This window comes from Leisingera sp. ABM4_101 (assembly GCF_056158725.1).
Window position 1 is genome coordinate 13,776 of sequence record NZ_JBSWTV010000004.1, and the last position, 20,827, is coordinate 34,602.

Sequence of the window (20,827 nt, forward strand, 5' to 3'; positions counted from 1 at the left end):
CCGGGGCGGCCGGAGCTGCGGAAGCAGCAGGAGAGGAGCTGGCCATGAGGGAATGCGGTGATTGTATGGTTGTGAATGGATGCGTCGCAGGCGATACTATGGAAGAAAGACGAGGCAATTACAAACGGCTGCAGGCCGGGGTAAGCAGATTATGAAACAGGAACGTCCGGCGGCGCGGCGCAAGTCCGCGGCGCAATTCCGTACTGGCCGCAAACAGTCTGGCGCAACCGCTCCGGCAGAGCCGGAGACCGGCGCCGCCGCAGAGGCCGGCCAGCCGGAGCTGCCCGCCGCCGAGGCGGGCAATGTGGAACAGCTGCCCGGCGCCCGCGGCCCCCGCGGCAGGGGCAAAGACGGCAGGGGCAAAGACGGCGGGGCAGAGGAGGGCCCGGGCGGCAAAAAACGCCGCAAGCTGCGCAAATGGCGCAGCCGCGCCAAGGCCGCCCTGGCCGAGCTGGAGGCCGCCCGCGCGCAGGCCCCGGCCTATCCGGTGGCCCGTCCGGCGCGGATGAAGAAGCGCCATTGGGGGCTGATCGCCAGCTTTGCGCTGATGGTGCTGGCGCCGCTGGCGGCCGCGGTGTTCTACCTGTTTGCCGTGGCCGAGGATCAATATGCCTCCACCGCCGGCTTCACGGTGCGCAGCCAGGACAGTTCCGGCGCCAATGACCTTCTGGGCGGGCTGGCCAGCTTTGCCGGCAGCAGCACCGCCTCAGACAGCGATATCCTCTATGAGTTCATCCAGAGCCAGGAAATGGCGGCGGCGGTGGAGGCGCGGCTGGATCTGCGCAGCCACTACAGCCAGCACTGGCCAACGGACTGGGTGTTCTCGATCTGGCCGGAGGCCACGCTGGAGGAGCTGGTCTGGTACTGGCAGCGGATTGCCCGGATTTCCTATGACAGCGGCTCCGGGCTGATCGAAGTGCAGGCGGTCGGGTTCGATCCGCAGATGGCGCAGGCGGTGACCCGGGCCATCGTCGAGGAAAGCCAGACCCGCATCAACGTGCTGAACGAACAGGCCCGCGCCGATGCGATGCGCTATGCCGAGACCGACCTGATGGAGGCGGTGGAGCGGCTGAAACAGGCGCGCGAGGATCTGACCCGGTTCCGCACCCGCACCCGCATCGTCGACCCGGAGGCCGATATCCAGGGCCGCATGGGGGTGATGAACAACCTGCAGCAGCAGCTGGCCGCGGCGCTGATCGAATACGACCTGCTGGCGGGCACCGTCAGCCCGGGCGATGTGCGCCTGAAACAGGCGCGCCAGCAGATCGAAGTGATCCGCGAGCGCATCAACATCGAGCGCCAGACCTTTGCCTCCAGCAACACCGACACCGGCGCGGTGGGCGAGGATTACCCGTCGCTGATCTCTGAGTTCGAGCGGCTGACGGTGGACCGGGAATATGCCGAGGAAACCTACCGCGCGGCGCTGACTGCGCTGGAGACGGCACGCGATGACGCCGCCCGCCAGAGCCTGTACCTGGCCACCTATATCAAGCCGACGCTGGCCGAGGAGCCGGAATACCCGCGCCGCGCGGTGCTGAGCGCGCTGACGGCGCTGTTCCTGGTGCTGATCTGGGCGATTTCGGCGCTGATCTATTACTCGATCCGCGACCGCAGCTGACATGATCCGGCTCGAGAACCTGACCAAGAGCTTCTGGCTCAAGGGGGAGCGCAAGGTGGTGATCGACAACCTGAACCTCACCCTGCCGGACGGCAAGTCGCTGGCGCTGCTGGGCCGCAACGGGGCCGGCAAGTCGACGCTTTTGCAGATCATTGCCGGCATCATGCGCCCCGATCACGGCCGGGTGGTCAGCGACGGCACCATGTCCTGGCCGGTGGGGCTGGGCGGCTCCTTCCACCGCGAGCTGAGCGGCGCCGAGAACGTCCGTTTCATCGCCCGCATCTACGGGGTGGACACCGATGAGCTGGTGGCTTTTGTCGGGGAGTTTGCCGAGCTGGGCAAATTCTACCACATGCCGATGCGCAGCTATTCCAGCGGCATGCGCTCGCGGCTGACCTTCGGCGCCTCAATGGGGATCCGCTTTGACACCTATCTGGTCGATGAGGTGACCGCGGTGGGCGACAAGGCCTTCAAGCGCAAGAGCCGCGCCGTCTTTGCCGAGCGGATGCAGCATTCCAGCGCCATCATGGTCAATCACTCGATGAGCCAGGTGCGTGAGTTCTGCGATGCGGGCCTGGTGCTGGAACATGGCAAGATGCGCTATTACGACGATCTGGAAGAGGCGATCGCGGTGCATGAGGCGATGCTGGCATAGGATATTTTCCCTTGTTAGGGACTGTTTATTAGGCTGATCCAGGGCGAGGCGCGATGAAGGTCATTCTGTTTACCGGGCATCACAAGGTGGGCTCGACATCGCTGCAGAAATTTTTGCTGCACAACCGCATGGCGCTGCTGGAGCAGGGCATCCTCTATCCCAGCACCGCGCCTGCGGGGCTGGCGCAGGACCTGCAGGCGGCGCTGGCGTGGAACCGGCCGGGGCAGCGGCTGATGCGCGGCCTGGGGCTGCGGGGGGCCGGGCTGCAGGCGGCGCGCGCGCTGGGGCGCGCCAGCTGGCCTGCCAATGTGACAGAGCCGCATAATGCGCTGGCGTTCAAACTGCTGAGCGAGGGCAGCCGCAAATGGAAGCTGCCGGACTACCACCGCGGGCTGCCGCATTCGCGCCAGATGCTGCAGGCGGTGGCGGCGCAGGTGGCGGCGCTGCAGCCGCAGGCGGTGATTCTGGCGTCGGAGGTCTTTGCCAATATGGGCCTGGGCCAGCAGGAGATGATCCGGCGCATTGCGGATCTGTTTCCCGGCGCCGAGGTCCGGATCATCACCGTGTTCCGGCAGATCGACAGCTATCTGGCGGCCTGGCACATGCAGCGGCTGCGGTTCGGCGCCCGGCTGCTGCCGCTGGCAGAGGGCGGCCTGCAGGACTATTGGGACACGGTGCATTTCGACTACCGGCAGGCGCTGGCGGGCTGGCGGGCGGTGCTGCCGGAGGCAGAGCTGGTGCTGCGCCCCTATGAAGAGGTGAAGGCGGCCGGCGGCACGGTGGCGGATTTCACCGCCGTCTCAGGGCTGCGGTTCCCGCGCGGGCTGATCCGCCGGTTCCAGGCCAATGCCAGCCTGCATCCGGCGCTGGCGGAACTGGCCCGCCTGGGCAACCGGGCGCTGGCGCCGGAGCCGGCCGCGGCGCTGCGGCAGTTCCTGCAGCGCAGCGGCGCGGCGCACGGCCTGCCGCCGGCTGCGGATGTGGAGGTTTACGGCGCCGGGCTGCGCCGGGAGCTGCTGGAGCGGTTCCGCCCGGTGCATGCCGCACTGGGGGAGCTGTCCGGCCGCCGCCCGTTCTTTGCCGGCCTGGAGGCGGCGGCGGCGGTGCGGCCGCATCCGCTGGCGGCGGCCACGGCGGCGGCGCTGGCGCAGCAGCAGCGGGATCTGTCCGGGCTGCCGGATGCGGCGGCGCGGCAGTTTTTGCAGCAGCTGCAGATTCCCGCCGCTGCGGCCTAGGGCCAGAACCCATTGATTCCACACCGCTGGTTTGGCAGATTTTCAGCCTGACAAGGCGCAGGAGCGCAGGAAATCTGTTTGATTTTCAAGATCCTGTAACGCCGTCAGGCCGAAAATCCGCCAAATCCGCAGGACGCCAAAACTGCTGCATCCCAGCGGTTTGGCCCGCTTGGAAATGGCGCCGCCATTCCCTGCGCGCGCCAAACCGCTGAAATTTTGCGGTTTTGGCGCCAGTGGTGCGGAATCAATGGGTTCTGACCCTAACGCGGACGTGTACTTCCAGGCGTAGCTGCAGTATGCAGCGGGCGGTGCAGGACGGGTGCGAAAGGGTACAGGCATGACAGACGCAGCAGCGGCGGCGGCAGGGTTTACCACATTGCAGGGGCTGATGTGGCCTGAGCTGGGGATCTGCACGGAGCAGGAGCTGTATTTGCGCACAAACGGCCCGGCCGGCCCGGTCCGCGCCGCCGATGGCAGCCCGGGCGGCTACCGGTTTTTTGCGGGCAGCTGCGCCCGTTTCGACACCTGGTTCAATCTGTTCAACGCGGGCACCTGGAAGCGCCAATGCGCCTTGCAGAGCCTGTTTCTGCTGCTGGAGGGCAGGGGCAGCTTCACGGTGTCGGTCTTTGCCGCGCCGCGGGGGCGCTCCTGGGACCGCAGCGACCACATTGTGGAGCTGGCAGAGGGCTGCCCGGTGCGGCTGGATCTGACCGCGCTGATGCAGGCGGCGGGCGATGCGGCGCTGCTGTTCTTCGAGCTGCGGGCCGCGGGCGGCGAGGCGTTCCTGGCGCAGGCGTCCTGGCAGACGCAGGATGCGCCGCGGCGCACCCCGCAGCTGGCGCTGGCGGTGACCACCTTCAAGCGCGAGGCCGAGGCGGCGCGCACGGCGGAGCGGTTCTGCGCCTTCCGCGAGCGCTCCTGGATGAAAGATCACGTGCAGCTGATCATCACCGACAACGGCCAGTCGCTGGAGCTGCCGCCGCGCGACGGGGTGACGGTGATCCCGAACGAAAACCTGGGCGGGGCCGGCGGCTTTACCCGCGGCCTGCTGGAGGCGCGCGTGCGCGGCGCCTCGCACTGCCTGTTCATGGATGACGATGCCTCCATCCATATGGAGAGCCTGGAGCGCACCTGGATGCTGCTGGCCTATGCCCAGGACCCGGCCACCGCGGTGGCGGGCGCCATGATCAGCGAGCAGCACCGCTGGGCAATCTGGGAAAACGGCGCCCGTTTCTTCACCCGCTGCCAGCCGCTGTATATGGGCACCGACCTGCGCGATTTCGAACAGACGGCGGCGATGGAACAGGAGGTCTCCGGGCCGCCGCCGCAGGAGCTGTATGGCGGCTGGTGGTATTTCGCCTTCCCGCTGGAGCAGGCCAGGCATCTGGCGTTTCCGTTCTTTGTGCGCGGCGACGACGTCAGCTTCTCGCTGGCCAACGGGTTCAATATCGTGCGCCTGAACGGGGTGGTGTCGTTCCAGGAAAGCTTTACCGAGAAGGAAAGCCCGCAGACCTGGTATCTGGATCTGCGCAGCCATATGGCCCATCACCTGAGCCTGCCGGTCCTGGATGTGGGCGCCCTGGGGGTGCTGAAGATCGCCGTCTGGTTCTTCCTGCGCAACCTGCCGCGGATGCATTACGATACGCTGGCCGCGGTCAACCTGGCGGTCGAGGATGTGATGAAGGGGCCGGGTTTCTTTGATGCAAATGCCGATATGGCCGGGCGCCGGGCCGACATCAAGGCGCTGACCGGCACCGAGGCCTGGCAGGATCTGGCGCCGCATCAGGCGCTGCCGCCGCTGCGCAGCACGCCGCCTGCCGCCTGGCGGCGGCATCTGATGAAGCTCAGCCTCAACGGGCTGCTGATCCCGGGCTTTGGCCGCTTCGGCCGCAAGATTACGCTGGAGGCACAGAACCGCAGCCATATCGGCTATGCCTGGGGGGCGGCGGAAATCACCTGCCTCAACGCGGAGCGCAGCAAATTTTACACCGTGCGCCATTCCAAATCCGCGGCCTGGCGCGAGATCCGGCGGTTTGCCGCAAACGCCCGCGCGTTCCTGAAAGCCTATGACCGGCTGGCGGCGGACTACCGGATGCAGTATGGCAGCTTCACCAGTGAAACCTACTGGCAGGCCAAGCTGAACCTGGCCCGCCAGCCTCAAGACATGCAGCAGGAAGCCGCCGAGTGAAGCTCATCAAGAAGCTGATCCAGACCTCCGGATCCAAATTCACAGCCCCAGCCCCGGCCCCCGCTCCGGCCTCAGTTCCGGCCCCGGGCGCGCCCGTCCTTCCCCGTCCCGCTGCCGCCGCGGATGCACCGCTGAAGGTGGTGCTGTTCATCGGCCACCACAAGGTCGGCTCGACCTCGCTGCAGGACTTCCTGGCGCGCAATGCGCCGGCGCTGGCGCGCCATGGCATTCTCTATCCCTTTGTGGAATTCGAAGGGCTGTCGCATATGGCGGCCGCTGCCGGCGGGCTGCTGCCGCCGCCTGACGGCAGCCTGCCGATCAACGTGCGCGAGCCGCATAATGCGCTGGCCTTCCGGATGCTGGCCGACCACAGCCATGGCAAGGTGCCGCCCTATCACAAGCGGCTGCCGGCGCTGCCGCAGATGGTGCATGCGATCCAGCAGCAGATCCGCTTTTCACAGCCGCATACGGTGATCCTGGCGGCCGAGGTCTTTGCCAATTTCAATGCCGCCGACCCGGCGCTGATCGAACGGCTGGCAGACTGGTTCCCGGGGGCGGAATTCACCATCGTGGCGACGCTGCGGCGGATCGACGAATACCTGGCCTCCTGGCACGGCCAGCGGCTGAAGTTCGGCCATAAGCTGAAGCCGCTGCGCGGGGACGGGCTGGACGGCTATCTGCGCAGCATCCATTTCGACTACCGGCGGATGGTAGAGGGCTGGCTCAAAACGCTGCCTGCGGCGCGGGTGGTGCTGCGCGATTATGCGCAGGTGCGCGCCAGCGGCGGCTCGGTGGCGGATTTCATCGCCCAGGCCGGGCTGGAGCTGCCCGGGGGGCTGGCGCCGGAGCGGCGCGAGAATGATTCCATCCACCGGGCGTTTTACGAGATCGCCCGGCTGGCCAATCACCAGCTGGAGCCGGAGCAGGCGGCGGAGCTGCGCAAGGCGCTGCGCATGGAGCTGCAGGGCCGGCTGGAGCTGCCTGCCAGCAGCAGCATCGAGCTGTTCGGGGCGGAGAACCGGGCGCGGATGCTGGAGCAGTTCCGGCCGATCGACGATTGGCTTGGCGGGGTTTGCGGGCGCAGCGGATTCTTTGCCGGGCTGGAGCAGGGGCTGGAGGTGCAGCCGCTGCCGGAGCTGGAGGCGGCGGCGGCGGTGCTGGCACAGCTGCAGGCGCTGGACTGGCAGGGCAATGACACCCTGCGCGGGTTCCTGGCAGAGCTGGCGGTCCCGGATGAAGACCCCCATGAAGGCCCCATGAAGGCCCCCGGAGAGGCCTGAGGGGCCTGAAGGGGCGGGGTCAGGAGGCGGTTTCGGCGGCTGCCGCAGGATCCCAGCGGCCATAATCCAGCGGCGCCAGCAGCGGCTGGCGGCCTGGCTTTGCCGGCGTTTCCAGATCCAGCGGATAGCCGAACTGCTGCATCAGCCGGCCCAGCCGCCGTTCCACCCGCTGGATGTCTTTTTGCGCCAGCGCGGTGCGGTATTTGGCAAAATTCCCGCTCATCAGCGGCTGGCTGATGTTTTTGCGCTGCTTGGTGCTGGCCGCAAGCTTGGCTGCCCGGTCGGTATTGTGGAACTCCAGCATACCGGGTTCAAAGGGCATCCCAAGGAAGCTGCACAGGCGCTGCAGCGTGTCTTCGGGCGCCTGCAGCAGGTCTTCGTAGCGGTGCAGGAAGACGCGGTCCGGGCCCAGCAGCCCCAGGGCATGCAGGCCGCCCTGCTGGTCTTCTTCCCAGACTTTGAGCGCCTTGCGGGTGCTGCCGAACTTGTTGCCGCCCTTGACCGCGGCCTTGGCCGAGGCCAGGTAGTCGCGCGGGTCGCGCACCTGAAAGACAAACCGGGCATCCGCAAAGCAGTCGAGCAGGAAGAACATCAGGTTGTGCAGGTTGTTTTCCTTGATGAAAACGGTCTTGCCTGCAGCTTCGGGCATCATGTCCCGGTAGAGAAACCGGGCGATGGCCTTGGGGTCGACCTGGGACTGGGCGTCGAGCCACTGTTTCACCCGTTTGGCATCGGCCGGATCCTGCAGGGCCTCGACGCGGCCGGTGGCGTATTTCTTCAGCCGGGCCCAGGCCGGAGAGGCGGCGCCGCCCTGCAGGGTCTTGTACAGGTTCAGCAGAACGATCCGGCCAAAGTGATGCGGCGGCGGCGCGTAGACCTGGGAATGGGTGCCCATGATGGTGCTGATCAGATTCGAGCCGGAGCGCTCGGAGCAGATCAGGAAAACCGGGGCAGGGGCGGCCGGGCCGGAAGCGGGGGAGGTGTGTTGCATCGGGGGATCACTTTCTGCCGGCAGCTGCGGCCGGAGCGGGCAGGGTTTCGGCGAACAGGGTTTCGGCGATCTGGGTTGAGAACTTGTCGCGCCCGGTCTGGGCCGCCAGGTGGTTGAAGTCCTGGAAATCTTCCGGATCCAGCTCAAACCTTGTGTCGGGGATGATCCGGACGCCGGTTTCCTTGCTCAGCTGGCTGACAAGGGCGCTGAAATGATTGGGCGAGACGCGCTGGCGCTGGGTCTGCAGATCGTCGCACAGGATGGGGTGGATCACCGCGCTGACCTCGTCGCTGACCTCGCGCAGCGCCGCCAGCCCGCGCCGCCAGGCCGCCACAGAGGTCTCGTCCATCGGCACCCCGCCCAGGAAGGTCTGACGGATTTCCCGGGCCCGCCGTTCCTCCCAATTGGCCGCGGGCAGTTTGGTGCGGGCCTTCTTGGGCGGGGCAATGGTGCCGCCGGCATCCTGGTCCCAGACGGTCGAGGCGTCATAATAGATCCGCTCGACACCGTCGAAAGTGCCCTTGCGGTAATCCGCGACAATGCCGATGTCGCCCACCGGGGGCAGGATGCTCAGCTGCATGATCTCCAGCTCCAGCACCGCATGCGCGATCCGCTTGTTCTGCTCCGCCATGGTGTCGCGGACAAATTCGCACAGCTCGGCAATGCCCTCGATGCTGAGCATCGCCATGCCGAGGTTGGCCGCCCGCACCCGCTGGCCGCGGCGCCGGGCCTCGGCCTCGATGGCGGGGGCGCTGATGCCGCGCATGAAGCCGGAGGAGCCGATGCACAGCACCAGGGGATCAGCGGCGGAGCGGCTGAACCCGGGGAACTTGTCGAGCATGTCCAGGGACCGCATGGCCCGGTAATGCGGGTTCTGCCGCCGCACCGAGCGGCTGGCATGGGCATTGGCCAGCGGCTCGAAACTGGCGGCGCCTTCCGGTTTTTTTGCCTGCCGGATAAAGGTCAGGATCTGGCGCAGGGACATATGCGACAGGGCCGCCACCGTGTCCTGGGTGAGTTCCAGGCCGAACCGTTTTTCCAGCTGGATGGTAAATTCGACAAAGCCCATCGAATCCAGGCCGATATCCATCAGGTTCCCGGCCTTCTCGATATCCGCGTGGGAAATGGCCGGATTGATCTTCTGGATATCCTGGACCAGCGTGTCATAGCGGTTCGCCTTGCCGGGGCCGGCCGCCTTGGCCTGGCGCTTCTCCAGCCGGCGGACCACCCGCTCGCCGATCCGGCCGCGGTCCACCTTGCCGCTGGCGTTCTTGGGGAATTGCTTCATCAGCATCACCTTGGTGAGGCTCATGTAATCGGGCAGCTTGCCGTCCAGGGCCTTCAGCAGCTGCCGCGGCAGGCCCTCCCAGCCCTCGACCACGCCAACCAGGCTGGTGGGGGTGGGGGATTTCAGCGGCAGCGGAACCACAACGGCGTTGCAGCCCTCTGCATGGCTGCGCAGCACCGCCTCGATTTCCCCCAGCTCGACCCGGTAGCCGCGGATCTTGATCTGGTTGTCGATGCGGTCGATGAACTGCAGGCTGCCGTCCGGCCCGGCTTCCACCCGGTCGCCGGTGCGGTAGTGGACCGCGCTGCGGCCTTCCGGCACCACAAAGGCCCTGGCGGTTTTCTCGGCATCCGCCACATAGCCGTCGGCGACCTGCGCGCCGGTGACCAGCAGCTCGCCGCTCTCGCCGGCGGCGGCCGGGCTGCCGTCTTCCCGCAGCACCAGCGTCTGCATGCCCGGCAGCGGCAGGCCGATCGGCACCAGGTTGAAGCGGCCCTGGATCTGTCCGGGATCGGCGGGCAGCGGGTAGCGGGTGCAGGCAATGGTGGCCTCGGTGGGGCCGTACCAGTTTTCCACCCGGTGGCCGGTGGCGCGCGCCCAGTCCTGCGCCAGATCCGCCGGCAGCGCCTCGCCGCAGAACAGGGTCAGGCGCAGGGTGCTGAGGGCGCCGGGTTTGAGCGCGCCTTGCATGCGCATTTTCTGGGCCAGGCTGGGCACCGAGAACCAGCAGGTGAGGCCATGGCGGTGCAGATAGCCGCTGGCTCTTCCAGATCCGCGGCAGAGGGCACGATCAGATGCGCGCCGGCCCGCCAGCAGACAAACATGTCATGGGCGCTGAGATCGAAGGTCAGGTCGAAATTCTGCGACATCCGGTCATCGGGCCCGTAATCCGCGACCGCAAAGACCGCATCAAGATAGGCCCCCAGGTTGCTGTGCCGGATGGCCACGCCCTTGGGCTGGCCGGTGCTGCCGGAGGTGAACAGGATATAGGCATAGGGGTTGGCGGGGGGGCTGGCGGGCTGGCGCAGGGCCGCCGGGCGCTGCACGGGCTCCCCGGCCGGCAGGGCGCCGGTATCGATCCGCTGCGGGCTGTCCTGGTCCGACGGGACCGCCAGGATCTCCTCCACCGCCGCGGCGCTGGCGCTGTCATGCAGCAGGCAGGCGGCGCCGGAGCGCTCCAGGATATAGCGGTTGCGTTCGGGCGGGAACTTGGGGTTCAGCGGCACATAGGCATGGCCGCGCAGCAGCGCTGCCAGCACCGCGGCATAGGTGCCGGGGCCGCGGCTGGCATAGATGGCGGTGACCGGGGCGCTCTGGCCGGTTTCCTGTGCGGCAATGGCGGCGGCCAGGCCCTGGGCCTGTTCCAGCAGCGCCTGATAGGTCAGCGTGATGCCCTCTGCGGTGAGCGCGGGGCGGTCCCCCCAGCGGGCGGCAGAACGCAGAAAATCATCAGCGGCATTCCAGTTTTCCTGAGCCGCGGGTGTCGGGGAGAAATCTGCCATGTGAACTACCGGTCCAGCCATAAAAAACATTGCGTTTCTCCCAAAAAAGAAGGCATGAAACAAGCCATAAATGATGCCATTTTCGGACCGCGGATCCGCGCGTCCGGCAGGTGCATTGCGCTGCGGGAGAAGGCCAATTGGTTACTAAAGTTCTGTATATTGCCGGGGCCGGACGCTCGGGAACAACATTCTTGTCGATGCTGCTGTCGCAGAATGACGACGCCCAGAATATCGGCCAGATCCGGGACCTGCCGATGGCGGTGGAAAAACACTCCCCGTGCAGCTGCCGCCGCGACGTGCCGGAATGCAGCTTCTGGGGCCCTGTCCGCGCCCGGGTCGAGGCCCGGCACGGCGCCGGGGCGATGGCGGCGCTGATGGCGGGCAAGGCTGCGTTCCGCAAGGGCGCCAATGCCGAGAGCTCCTGGCAGGACCCGGCTGCCCGGGCGCGGCTGTCGCAGGCGCATGCGGCGCATCTGGAGCGGCTGAAAACCCTTTATGATGCCGCGGCGGAGCAGGCCGGCGGGCGGATGCTGGTCGACAGCTCCAAATCGGTGGATGTGGCGATGGCGCTGAGCCTGGTTCCCGGCATCGAGGTCTATGTGCTCAACCTGGTGCGCGACCCCCGGGCGGTGGGCGTCAGCTGGGCCAAGATCATCAAGAAAAGCGACCGGTTGCGGATGCGCACCGCCAATTGGGTGGAGCGCCAGCAGCGGGCGCAGTGGCTGGGCGCCCATGACCCGGAGAAATTCATGCTGCTGCGCTATGAGGATCTGACCGTGTCGCCGCGCCAGCATGTCGAGCAGATCCAGAGCTGGGCCGGGCTGGAGCGCGCGACGCCGTTTTTCACCGATGAGCATTCGGCACGGGTGTCCTGGGCGCGGGAGCATTTGTTCCCGCCGGCCAATGCATCGGTGCTGCGCCAGCGCAAGACAGAGATTTCCATCCGCACCGCCGAAAGCTGGAAAGATCCCAAGAATGCCGCCCTGCACGCCATGGCCGAGGCCGAGACATTCCCGTTTGCCGAAGCCTTTGGGTACCGCCCCGGAGTCGCGCCGGTCCCGGCGGACCGGTAACCCGGCTGTGCGCAGACAGCCACGATACAGCCCGCTTTGGCACGGGGGTGCGCCCCCCGTGCCGGGCAGAAAGAAGGATAAGCGTCTATGACTGCAGGAAACTATCTGATGGTGGGGGCGGGGCTTTCCGGCGCCGTGATCGGCCGGCATCTGGCCGAAGCAGGCCACCGGATCACCGTGATCGACAGCCGCGGCCACATCGGCGGCAACTGCCACACCGAGCGCGACGGGGAAACCGGCGTGATGGTGCATGTCTACGGGCCGCATATCTTCCACACCGACGACGCCGAGGTCTGGGACTATGTGAACAGCTTCGAGCGTTTCCTGCCCTATAAGAACCGGGTGAAATCCACCACCCGCGGGCTTTCGGGCGATCAGGAAGTGTTCTCGCTGCCGGTCAATCTGCACACCATCAACCAGTTCTTCCGCAAGACCCTGCGCCCGGAAGAAGCGCATGATTTCATTGTCAATGAACAGGCCGATACCTCGATCGCAGATCCCCAGACCTTCGAAGAGCAGGCGATGCGCTTTGTCGGCAAGGATCTCTATGAGGCGTTTTTCAAGGGCTACACCATCAAGCAATGGGGCATGCACCCCTCCGAGCTGCCCGCCTCGATCCTGAAGCGGCTGCCGGTGCGCTTCAACTACGACGACAACTATTTCTTCCACCAGTTCCAGGGCATGCCCGAGAACGGCTATACCGCGATGATCGCCAAGATCCTCGATCATCCGGGCATTTCGGTCAAGTTAGAGACTGATTTTACCCCGGAGATGGGGGCAGAGTATGACCATGTGTTCTACTCCGGGCCGCTGGACGGCTATTTCGGCTATGAGCTGGGGCGGCTGGGCTACCGGACCCTGGATTTTGAGCGCTTCACCCATCAGGGCGACTACCAGGGCTGCGCGGTGATGAACTACGGCGAGGAAGCTGTTCCTTACACCCGCATCACCGAGCACAAGCATTTCGCACCTTGGGAAAGCCACGAGGGTTCGGTGCTCTACCGCGAGTTCTCGCGCCTGGCAGAGCCCGGCGACATTCCTTATTACCCGATCCGCCAGGTGAAGGAGAAGGAGCTGCTGGCGGCCTATGTGAAGCTGGCCGAAGAGACCCGCGGCGTCACCTTCGTGGGGCGGCTTGCCACCTACCGTTACCTGGACATGGATGTGACCATCCGCGAGGCGCTGGACGCGGCGCGCGGCTTTGCCGCCTGCCTGGAGGCGGGCGAAGCGGCGCCTGCGTTTTTCACCGCGCCGCTGTAGGGGGCGGCCCCTAGGGGCGGGGCGCCTCAGGCGGTCTGGCGGCGGATGAATTTGCGCAGCCGGGCCCGGGCGGCCTCGTCCAGCAGCTCTGCCCGGCTCCAGTCCTGGCTGCGCGCGGCGCAGAGCGCATCGGTGCGGGTGGCAAACAGGCGGGCCAGATCGCTGCGCTCGGCCTCCAGCAGCCGGGTGATGCCGTCTGCCATGGCGGCGCTCAGGTGCAGGCTGCTGCCGCGGGCGGGGCCTGGCGGGGCGCCGCGGGTGAAATCCCGCTTCAGTAGTTTCGGGCGCAGCTGCGCATAGACCGGCTGGCTGACCCGGGTCTGCACATATTCGAGTTCGGCCAGCTTGCGCGGCAGGATGCGGCTGTTGCGCCGCGGCGCCGCGGCCGGGGGCGGCAGGCCGAGCAGGCTGCAGAAATCGCTCAGCATGTCCGGCGCATCCAGATCCGCCGGCGCGTTTGAGCGCAGGATCAGGCTGTCCGCGGGCAGCTGCGCCCGCAGCATCCGGGCAAAGCCGAGAAGCGAGGGCAGCGGGAAGCCGTAGCTGTCCTCGAAACAGCGCAGGTAGCGGCCGATGCCGGGCGGGCCTGCGGCAAAGAAGGCCGCTTTATCAATCCCGAACAGCCCGGCGCGCAGAAACTGCGCATAGCTGGATTCCGCAAAGCCGTAGGGATTGCGGAAATAGGCCACCAGGCGGATCTGCCAGTCCGGCATCTGCTGCTGCAGCAGCTGCACCAGCGCGGCCAGGTTGCCGGTGCGGAACATATTGGTCCAATGCTCGCAGGACAGCAGGATGCGGCGGCAGCCGTGGCGCTCTGCCTCTGCCGCGATCTCCGCCAGGGCCGCGGGCAGGGCCCCGGCAGCCAGCCGGGCCAGCGGGATGTGGTTGCGGTAGCCATCGGGGGCGCGCTGGCTTTGCGGATAGCACAGGCCCAGCTGCAGATGCTGCTCATAGGCGGCGGCCATATGGTGCTGGACCGTGGTCGAGCCGCATTTCGGCAGGCCGGCATGCAGCCAGATCTGGCGCGGGCTGCTGCGGCGGCCGGGGGCGGCGGGCGGCGGGTGCGGGACCATGGCGGGCTCAGGCCTGGCGGCGCTGCGCGGCGGGCGCATCCGGCAGGCCAGGTAAGCCTTGCAGGCCGGGCAGGTCCGGCAGGCCGGGCAGCCCGGCCGGCGCATGGGCGGCGAGGAAGGCGCGGATCTGCTGGGCCAGCTGCGGGTGCAGCTCAGGGGCCAGAGCGTGTTTCACCCAATGCATCAGCCCGGCAAAGAACCTCCAGAACGGCTGCTGATAGAGGTCCAGGCCTTTTGCCTGGATCTCAGCGGCAATCCGGGCGAGCGGCAGGAACACGTCCAGCCGTTCGGGCCCGGTCCGGTTGGTCAGCCGCTGGCCGCCTGCGGAGACGTCATGCACCACTGCCGCATGGGTGCTGGCCAGGATCCGGCTGCCATTGAGGAAGCTGCGCCAGTGCAGTTCGATATCGTTGTGAACCAGGATCTCGGAGCAGCCGATACCGTGATCGCGCAGAAAGGCGGTCCGGTATATCTTGTTCCAGGGGTAGTTCGAGGTTTGCACCAGGCAGGCGGCGGCAAAGGGCGGGACCGGCGACAGGGCGCCCAGGCTCAGCCCGGCGCGGTCCCAGAATTCCTGGTCATAGGGCATCTGGCCAAAGCCGCCCTGCGCCTCGCGGCGGCTGTCGTGATGCTGGAACAGGCAGAAATCGAAGTCCTGGCCGGCCAGGTCCTGCAGCAGCCAGGGCAGGGCGCGGCCGGGGCGGTCATCGGCATCCAGGAACAGCAGATGGGAGGTCTGGACATGCGCCAGCGCCAGGTTGCGGGCGGCGCCGGCGCCTTTGGCGGTGCCGTGGCGCAAGAGCTGCAGCTGCCCGGCCTCCAGGCCGGCCGCGGCCAGCAGGGCGGCCTCCTGAAGCGGCTCCCGCGAGCCGTCATCCACCACCACGATCCGGCTGGCGCAGCCAAGCGCCCGCAGCATGCGCAGCAGGCGCAGCAGGCTGGCGCCGTCGTTATGCGCTGGGATGGCGACGGTCAGAGTCACAGGAAGAACAGCCGCAGGTCATGCAGTTCCAGGCGGCAGCTGCGGGGCGGCAGAAACAGCACCAGTTCAAACCATTCCGCATCCAGCGGCAGCTGCGGGCAGCTGGGCAGATGCAGGGTGTCCATATGATCGCCCGGCTCTGCCCGGGCCAGGATGTGGCGCGGGAAGAAACAGTCGGAAAACCCGCCGCCGGGCAGGCCGGCGCGCAGGCAGGGGCGGATCGCCTCATGCCCGGCAGCGGCGCTGCGGCAGGCCAGCCCGGCGTAGCGGAACGGCAGCAGGTCCAGCGGCCCCAGGTCCAGATGCAGGCCGATCCACTCCCCCGGGCCTGCGGTTTCGAGATCAAGCTCCAGCAGCCGCCCGGCCGGAGAGCGCCAGCGCCCGCCGGCCTGCAGGGCGGGATCCGCATGCAGCTTCAGCCCCTCATCCAGGGGCGTGCTGCCGCTGACTGGCCCGCCGCCGGTGCTGTCTTGCAGCCGGGCCAGGGCCTGGTTGAAGGGCGCGCAGGGGCCCAGGGGCGGGGGCAGGGTCAAGCGGATCGGTCCTTTCCGGCGGCGGCACCCGGCAGCTGCATGCCGCCGGCCGCGGGGTTCATGCTTGCAGGTCTAAGCGAAGCTCTGTATGCCCGCAACCACAGGATGCAGTCATTCTCAGCGTGTATTGCAGGCTTTCTTTCATCTTCTGGAAGGCTTTCGGGCAGCGCGCCGGGCAGAGAAAAGAGATTGGGTTGAGATGTCAGACACTTTAGTGCTGGATTGCACGTTGCGGGACGGCGGCTATTACAATGCCTGGGATTTTCCGCAAGAACTGATCGAAGCCTATCTGGAGGCCATGCGGGCGGCCCGGGTCGACATCGTCGAGATCGGCTTCAGGTTTCTGAAGAACAACGGGTTCAAGGGCGCTTGCGCCTATACCACCGATGATTTCCTGCGCAGCCTGAAGATCCCCGAAGACCTGCAGGTCGCGGTCATGGTCAACGGTGCCGACCTGCTGACCGATCTGGGGCTTGAGGCCACGCTGGAGCATCTGTTTCCGGAGCCGGCGGCGGCGGTGCCGGTTGATCTGGTGCGCCTGGCCTGCCACTTCCGCGAGGTCAAGCAGGTGCTGCCGGCCGTGCGCTGGCTGACGGAGCGGGGCTACCGGGTCGGTTTCAACCTGATGCAGATTGCCGACCGCAGCCGGGAAGAGGTGGTGGAACTGGCCCGCGAGGCGCGCGCCTGGCCGGTGGAGGTGCTTTATTTCGCCGACAGCATGGGCAGCATGACACCGGAAGACACCGCCCGCATCATCAGCTGGCTGCGCGAGGAATGGGACGGCCCGATCGGCATCCATACCCATGACAATATGGGGCTGGCGCTGCAGAACACGCTGCGGGCGCAGGCCGAGGGCGCCACCTGGCTGGACGCCACCGTGACCGGCATGGGCCGCGGCCCGGGCAATGCCCGCACCGAGGAGCTGGTGATCGAAGCCCAGGAGCTGCGCTCCCGCCCGGCCAACCTGGTGCCGCTGATGAGCCTGCTGCGGCAGCATTTCCAGCCGATGAAGGAACGCTATGGCTGGGGCACCAACCCCTATTACTTCCTGTCCGGCAAATACGGCATCCACCCGACCTATATTCAGAACATGCTGACCAATTCCCGCTTCAGCGAGGAGGACATCCTGGCGGTGATCGAGCATCTGCGCCAGGAAGGCGGCAAAAGCTTCAGCAGCGGCACGCTGGATGGCGCGCGCAATTTCTACCAGGGGGAGGCGCGGGGCAGCTGGCAGCCGCGCTCCATGCTGGAAGGGCGCGATGTGCTCATTCTTGGCGCCGGCGCCGGCGCCCGGCAGCACCGGGCCGCGCTTGAGGCCTATGTGCGCCGGGCCCAGCCGGTGGTGATTGCGCTGAACACGCACAGCGGCATCTCAGAAGAGCTGATCGACCTGCGCGCGGCCTGCCACCCGGTCCGGCTGATGGCCGACAGCGAGGCGCATCTGGCGCTGCGCCAGCCGCTGATCACCCCGGCCTCGATGCTGCCCGCGGATCTCGGCGCCCGGCTTGGCAGCAAGGAGCTGCTGGACTTCGGCATCCGCCTGGATGAGGGCCGGTTTGAGTTTTCCAGCAGCCATTGCATCTCTCCCAGCCTGCTGGTGCTGGCCTATGCGATGGCGGTGGCGGCGGCCGGCGGCGCCAGCCATGTGCTGCTGGCGGGCTTTGACGGCTACACGCCCGGCGATGCGCGCAACCGCGAGGTCGAAGAGATCCTGCGGCTGCTGGAGCAGACCCCGGGCAGCCCGGAGGTGATTTCGGTCACCCCGAGCCGCTACAAGCATCTCAAGCAAATTTCAGTTTACGGAATGTGATCCCATGACGGCCTGTGTCATTATCCCCGCCCGCTATGCCTCCACCCGCTACCCCGGCAAGCCGCTGGTGCCGCTGCTGGGCAAGCCGATGATCCTGTGGGTGGCGGAGCTGAGCGCCCGCGCGGTGGGCCAGGAGCATGTCTATATCGCCACCGAGGACGCGCGCATCGCCGAGGTGGTGGAGGCCGCGGGCTTCAAGGCGCTGATGACCAGCAGCGAGGCGCTGACCGGCACCGACCGCCTGGCCGAGGCGGCGCAGATGATCGATTACGATATCTATGTCAACGTGCAGGGCGACGAGCCGCTGGTGAACCCGGAGGACATCAAGCGCTGCGTGGAGCTGAAGGCGGCGGATCCCTCCCTGATCGTCAACGGCTTTGCCTGGATCGGTGCAGAGGAAGACCCGCACAGCGTCAATATCCCCAAGGTGATCACCACCGAGGATGACGTGATGGTCTATATGTCGCGGGCGGCGCTGCCGGCCTGCAAGGACGCCAAAAACGCGCCGGAACGCTACAAGAAGCAGGTCTGCATCTACGGCTTCACCCGCGAGGAGCTGCAGGCCTTCCAGGGTTTCGGCCGCAAGGGCACGCTGGAGAAGAGCGAGGATATCGAGATCCTGCGCTTCCAGGAGCTGGGCCGCAGGATTGTGATGTATGAGACCGCGCCCGGCACCATGGCGGTGGATGTGCCGGAGGATGTGGCCCCGGTGGAAGCAGCCCTGAAGCGGCTTTGGAACCTGTAATGGCGGCGGGCTACCAGACGCTGGTCTTTGACTGCGACGGGGTGATCCTGGATTCCAACCGGGTGAAGACCGAAGCCTTCCGCCAGGCGGCCCTGCCCTATGGGGCGGCCGCGGCAGAGGCGCTGGTGGCGCATCATGTCGCCCATGGCGGCGTGTCCCGCTATCTCAAATTTCAGCATTTTCTGGAAAACATCGTGCCGGGCCAGAGCGGGCCGGGCCTGGAGGCGCTGCTGGCGGCCTATGCCGGCGCGGTGCGGGCCGGGCTGCTGGCTTGTGCGGTGGCACCGGGGCTGGAGGCGCTGCGCGCCGCCTGGCCGGATCAGCGCTGGCTGATCGTATCCGGCGGCGACCAGGCGGAGCTGCGGGAGATCTTTGCCGCACGCGGGCTGGACGGGCTGTTTGACGGCGGCATCTTCGGCAGCCCCGACAGCAAGGACACGATCCTGGCGCGGGAGCTGGGCTGCGGCAATATCCGCCCGCCGGCGCTGTTTCTGGGCGACAGCACCTATGATCACCGCGCCGCCGCGGCTGCCGGGCTGGACTTTGTCTTCATCAGCGGCTGGAGTGAAGTGGCGGACTGGCCCGGCTATGTGCGGCAGCACCAGCTGCGCAGCCTGGCGGCGGTCGGGGATCTGGCCGGGGATCTGGCGGGCGCCTAGGCCGGCGCAAGGGAAGGCGCGGCAGGCTGGTGCCGCGGGACGGGAAGAAAAGGAGCAGCCGGTGAACACGCAAATCACATCTGCCGCGTTTGCGGCGTCCGGGCAGGATGCGGAATTCTCGCTGGCGGACTGCACGGAGCGGGCGGGCCTTGCGGAGGCGCTGCAGGCTGCGGGCGCCCGGTTTGAGCGCCTTGCCGGGGCACCGGCGGACTGGCAGCCGGCAGAGGGGCGCCCGGTGCTGGCGGTCTATGAGCGGGCGGAAGCGGCCGTCTGCAGGGGGATTGCCTGCGGCCGGAGCCCGGCGCAGTCCTTGCAGGATTGGGAAGCGCAGGCGCAGGAACTGCTGGCGTTCTGCCGCCGGAACCGGCGCCGGCTGGCGCTGGTGGAGGCGGCCGGCCTGCGCCGCGATGCGGGCCCGGCGCTGGAGCAGGCCTGCAGCCAGCTTGGCATCAGCCCTCTGCCCGGGCTGGATCTGGATCTGCCGGAGGATGCGGCCGGGCCGGTCTGGCAGGTGATTGCAGATCAGGCGGTGGCCGGCGCCGCCGGGGTGGCGGCGCTGAATTCCGAGCTTGAGGCCCGCGCGGTGCCCGCAGGCGGGCAGCCGGATGCCCTGGCCGCCGCAGAGCGGGCGGTGCAGGTGCTGAGGCCGCTGCTGCAGGATCTGGCGGCGCTGCGCGGCGCACAGGGCCAGCAGCGGGAGGCCGGGCAGCGGCTGGCCGCGCTGGAGGCGCAGGCGGCGGCGAAGCAGAGCCAGGCGGAGCTGATGCAGCTGCAGCTGCGCAGCCTGCAGGAGGCCCTGGAAGCGGAGCGGCAGACGTCGGCCCGGCTGGAGGGCACCGGCGCGGTCCTGGAGGAAGAGCGCCGGACGAAGCTGCTGCGCGGCGAAACGATCCAGAAACTGCGCGGGCAGGTTGCGGAACTGGAAGGGCAGCTCGGCGAGCGTGATGCCCAGCTGCAGGCCTTGTGGGAGTCGAGCTCCTGGCGGATCACCGCACCGATGCGGCGGATCAAGCTTGCCCTGACCGGGCGCCGCGGATCCTAGCCCTGGCGCTGCCGCAGCGTGTTCCGGCCCTAACTCAAAGGATACTTGAATGAACTACCCGAAGATTTCGATGGTGATTGGCAGCTTCAACCGGCGCAAGCTGCTGCAGCTTTGCATTGATGCGGTGCGCAAGGAGCTGGAGGGGGAAGCCTATGAAATCATCGTGGTGGACGGCGGCTCGACGGATGGAACCGTTGAATGGCTGACCCAGCAAAAGGACATCATTTCCCTGGTTCAGCACAACCGGGGGGAATGGAACGGCAAGCAGATCGACCGCAAGCCCTGGGCCTACTTCATGAACCTGGCGTTCAAATGCGCCAGCGGCAAATACATCTGCATGCTGTCCGACGACAGCCTGATCGTGCCGGGGGCGATCGTGAACGGGGTCGATCTGTTCGACGAGATGCTGGAGCAGGGGGTGAAACTGGGCGGCGTGGCCTTTTATTTCCGCGATTACCCGGTGCGCAAGAAATATGCGGTCGCCATCAATGTCGGCAATCTCTACGTCAACCACGGCCTCTATCTGAACGCGGCGATGAAAGAGGTGGGCTATTGCGATCAGGATTACCATTTCTATTTCTCCGACACCGACCTGTGCCTGAAGATGAAGGCGGCGGGCTACAAGGTGATCCGCTCCAAGACCTCTTTTGTTGAACACTACTTCGAAGCGACGCCGGAAATCCGCGCCTCCAACAATGATGACCGCAAGGAGCAGGACCGCATGCGGCTGATCTCCAAATGGGCAGGCACCGCCTATCCGGAAGGCGAGCGGGAGAAATACGAGAAGATCGTGGGGTATTGGGATTACCACCCGAGAGGCTTCGATGACCCCCTGAACACGATCCAGAAGCTGATCGATGCCAGTGCACCGGACTGAGCCGGGCCGCGGTGCC

17 protein-coding genes and 1 pseudogene are annotated in these 20,827 nt (G+C 67.0%); 12 read left to right on the top strand and 6 right to left on the bottom strand.

Annotated elements, in window-relative coordinates:
- The first annotated feature begins 151 nt into the window (after positions 1-151).
- The 5 genes from ACXAEK_RS22660 to ACXAEK_RS22680 all read left to right on the top strand — a co-directional run bounded on the left by ACXAEK_RS22660 (position 152) and on the right by ACXAEK_RS22680 (position 6,976).
- Entirely contained in the window at positions 152-1,618 is a 1,467-nt protein-coding gene (locus tag ACXAEK_RS22660; protein ID WP_475045579.1) for a KpsE/RkpR family capsule polysaccharide export protein, read from the top strand.
- Position 1,619: 1 nt separating this feature from the next.
- Positions 1,620-2,273: an ABC transporter ATP-binding protein gene (locus tag ACXAEK_RS22665; protein ID WP_475045580.1), complete on the top strand. Its 654-nt coding sequence runs from the start codon at positions 1,620-1,622 to the stop codon at positions 2,271-2,273.
- A 53-nt stretch (positions 2,274-2,326) separates the two neighbouring features.
- Positions 2,327-3,508, top strand: coding sequence for a hypothetical protein (locus ACXAEK_RS22670; protein WP_475045581.1), 1,182 nt, complete (start codon positions 2,327-2,329; stop codon positions 3,506-3,508).
- A 337-nt stretch (positions 3,509-3,845) separates the two neighbouring features.
- Positions 3,846-5,696: a glycosyltransferase family protein gene (locus ACXAEK_RS22675; RefSeq protein WP_475045583.1), complete on the top strand. Its 1,851-nt coding sequence runs from the start codon at positions 3,846-3,848 to the stop codon at positions 5,694-5,696.
- Positions 5,693-6,976, top strand: a complete 1,284-nt coding sequence (locus tag ACXAEK_RS22680; RefSeq protein WP_475045584.1) for a hypothetical protein — start codon at positions 5,693-5,695, stop codon at positions 6,974-6,976. Before ACXAEK_RS22675 ends, ACXAEK_RS22680 begins: the two co-directional genes overlap by 4 nt.
- 19 nt (positions 6,977-6,995) lie before the next feature.
- Here ACXAEK_RS22680 and ACXAEK_RS22685 read toward each other — a convergent pair whose 3' ends face one another.
- The 3 genes and pseudogenes from ACXAEK_RS22685 to ACXAEK_RS22695 form a co-directional block, all read right to left on the bottom strand.
- A complete protein-coding gene (locus tag ACXAEK_RS22685) occupies positions 6,996-7,967 on the bottom strand; it encodes a sulfotransferase family protein (protein ID WP_475045585.1) in 972 nt (323 codons plus the stop codon).
- Positions 7,968-7,974: 7 nt separating this feature from the next.
- Entirely contained in the window at positions 7,975-9,261 is a 1,287-nt protein-coding gene (locus tag ACXAEK_RS22690; protein WP_475045702.1) for an acyl carrier protein, read from the bottom strand.
- Positions 9,235-10,787 (bottom strand): annotated as a pseudogene (locus tag ACXAEK_RS22695) (amino acid adenylation domain-containing protein); the annotation flags it as partial. The gene ACXAEK_RS22690 and the pseudogene ACXAEK_RS22695, both read right to left, overlap by 27 nt.
- A 107-nt stretch (positions 10,788-10,894) precedes the next feature.
- Between ACXAEK_RS22695 and ACXAEK_RS22700 the strand changes: the two are divergent.
- Both ACXAEK_RS22700 and glf read left to right on the top strand, forming a co-directional pair.
- Positions 10,895-11,830 (top strand): sulfotransferase, encoded by a 936-nt coding sequence (locus ACXAEK_RS22700; protein ID WP_475045587.1) that lies wholly within the window; start codon positions 10,895-10,897, stop codon positions 11,828-11,830.
- An 87-nt stretch (positions 11,831-11,917) separates the two neighbouring features.
- Positions 11,918-13,090 carry a UDP-galactopyranose mutase gene (gene glf, locus ACXAEK_RS22705; RefSeq protein ID WP_475045588.1) on the top strand — a complete coding sequence of 391 codons (1,173 nt, stop codon included), beginning with the start codon at positions 11,918-11,920 and terminating at the stop codon, positions 13,088-13,090.
- Positions 13,091-13,116: 26 nt separating this feature from the next.
- Here the strand turns inward: glf and ACXAEK_RS22710 are convergent, their stop codons facing one another.
- Genes ACXAEK_RS22710 through ACXAEK_RS22720 form a run of 3 tightly spaced genes read right to left on the bottom strand, consistent with a single transcriptional unit; the run spans position 13,117 to position 15,678 of the window.
- On the bottom strand, positions 13,117-14,163 hold the full coding sequence (locus ACXAEK_RS22710; RefSeq protein WP_475045589.1) for a hypothetical protein: 1,047 nt from the start codon (positions 14,161-14,163) through the stop codon (positions 13,117-13,119).
- 7 nt (positions 14,164-14,170) lie between these two features.
- Positions 14,171-15,145 (bottom strand): glycosyltransferase family 2 protein, encoded by a 975-nt coding sequence (locus tag ACXAEK_RS22715; protein ID WP_475045591.1) that lies wholly within the window; start codon positions 15,143-15,145, stop codon positions 14,171-14,173.
- Entirely contained in the window at positions 15,142-15,678 is a 537-nt protein-coding gene (locus tag ACXAEK_RS22720; protein WP_475045592.1) for a hypothetical protein, read from the bottom strand. Before ACXAEK_RS22720 ends, ACXAEK_RS22715 begins: the two co-directional genes overlap by 4 nt.
- 199 nt (positions 15,679-15,877) lie before the next feature.
- Between ACXAEK_RS22720 and ACXAEK_RS22725 the strand changes: the two genes are divergently transcribed.
- The 5 genes from ACXAEK_RS22725 to ACXAEK_RS22745 all read left to right on the top strand — a co-directional run bounded on the left by ACXAEK_RS22725 (position 15,878) and on the right by ACXAEK_RS22745 (position 20,811).
- Positions 15,878-17,488 carry an aldolase catalytic domain-containing protein gene (locus ACXAEK_RS22725; protein ID WP_475045593.1) on the top strand — a complete coding sequence of 537 codons (1,611 nt, stop codon included), beginning with the start codon at positions 15,878-15,880 and terminating at the stop codon, positions 17,486-17,488.
- 4 nt (positions 17,489-17,492) lie between these two features.
- On the top strand, positions 17,493-18,233 hold the full coding sequence (locus ACXAEK_RS22730; protein ID WP_475045594.1) for a 3-deoxy-manno-octulosonate cytidylyltransferase: 741 nt from the start codon (positions 17,493-17,495) through the stop codon (positions 18,231-18,233).
- Positions 18,233-18,892 carry an HAD family hydrolase gene (locus ACXAEK_RS22735; protein WP_475045596.1) on the top strand — a complete coding sequence of 220 codons (660 nt, stop codon included), beginning with the start codon at positions 18,233-18,235 and terminating at the stop codon, positions 18,890-18,892. Before ACXAEK_RS22730 ends, ACXAEK_RS22735 begins: the two co-directional genes overlap by 1 nt.
- A gap of 61 nt (positions 18,893-18,953) precedes the next feature.
- Complete coding sequence (locus tag ACXAEK_RS22740; protein WP_475045597.1) at positions 18,954-19,934, top strand: hypothetical protein; 981 nt, start codon at positions 18,954-18,956, stop codon at positions 19,932-19,934.
- Between the two features lie 49 nt (positions 19,935-19,983).
- Complete coding sequence (locus ACXAEK_RS22745; RefSeq protein ID WP_475045598.1) at positions 19,984-20,811, top strand: glycosyltransferase family 2 protein; 828 nt, start codon at positions 19,984-19,986, stop codon at positions 20,809-20,811.
- Positions 20,812-20,827 lie beyond the last annotated feature (16 nt).

Bases quoted from the DNA above. Each gene is read 5' to 3' on its own strand.
- ACXAEK_RS22660 (WP_475045579.1), top strand. From the start codon at position 152: ATGAAACAGGAACGTCCGGCGGCGCGGCGCAAGTCCGCGGCGCAATTC.
- ACXAEK_RS22665 (WP_475045580.1), top strand. From the start codon at position 1,620: ATGATCCGGCTCGAGAACCTGACCAAGAGCTTCTGGCTCAAGGGGGAG.
- ACXAEK_RS22670 (WP_475045581.1), top strand. From the start codon at position 2,327: ATGAAGGTCATTCTGTTTACCGGGCATCACAAGGTGGGCTCGACATCG.
- ACXAEK_RS22675 (WP_475045583.1), top strand. From the start codon at position 3,846: ATGACAGACGCAGCAGCGGCGGCGGCAGGGTTTACCACATTGCAGGGG.
- ACXAEK_RS22685 (WP_475045585.1), bottom strand. From the start codon at position 7,967: ATGCAACACACCTCCCCCGCTTCCGGCCCGGCCGCCCCTGCCCCGGTT.
- ACXAEK_RS22690 (WP_475045702.1), bottom strand. From the start codon at position 9,261: ATGCTGATGAAGCAATTCCCCAAGAACGCCAGCGGCAAGGTGGACCGC.
- glf (WP_475045588.1), top strand. From the start codon at position 11,918: ATGACTGCAGGAAACTATCTGATGGTGGGGGCGGGGCTTTCCGGCGCC.
- ACXAEK_RS22710 (WP_475045589.1), bottom strand. From the start codon at position 14,163: ATGGTCCCGCACCCGCCGCCCGCCGCCCCCGGCCGCCGCAGCAGCCCG.
- ACXAEK_RS22725 (WP_475045593.1), top strand. From the start codon at position 15,878: ATGTCAGACACTTTAGTGCTGGATTGCACGTTGCGGGACGGCGGCTAT.
- ACXAEK_RS22730 (WP_475045594.1), top strand. From the start codon at position 17,493: ATGACGGCCTGTGTCATTATCCCCGCCCGCTATGCCTCCACCCGCTAC.
- ACXAEK_RS22735 (WP_475045596.1), top strand. From the start codon at position 18,233: ATGGCGGCGGGCTACCAGACGCTGGTCTTTGACTGCGACGGGGTGATC.
- ACXAEK_RS22745 (WP_475045598.1), top strand. From the start codon at position 19,984: ATGAACTACCCGAAGATTTCGATGGTGATTGGCAGCTTCAACCGGCGC.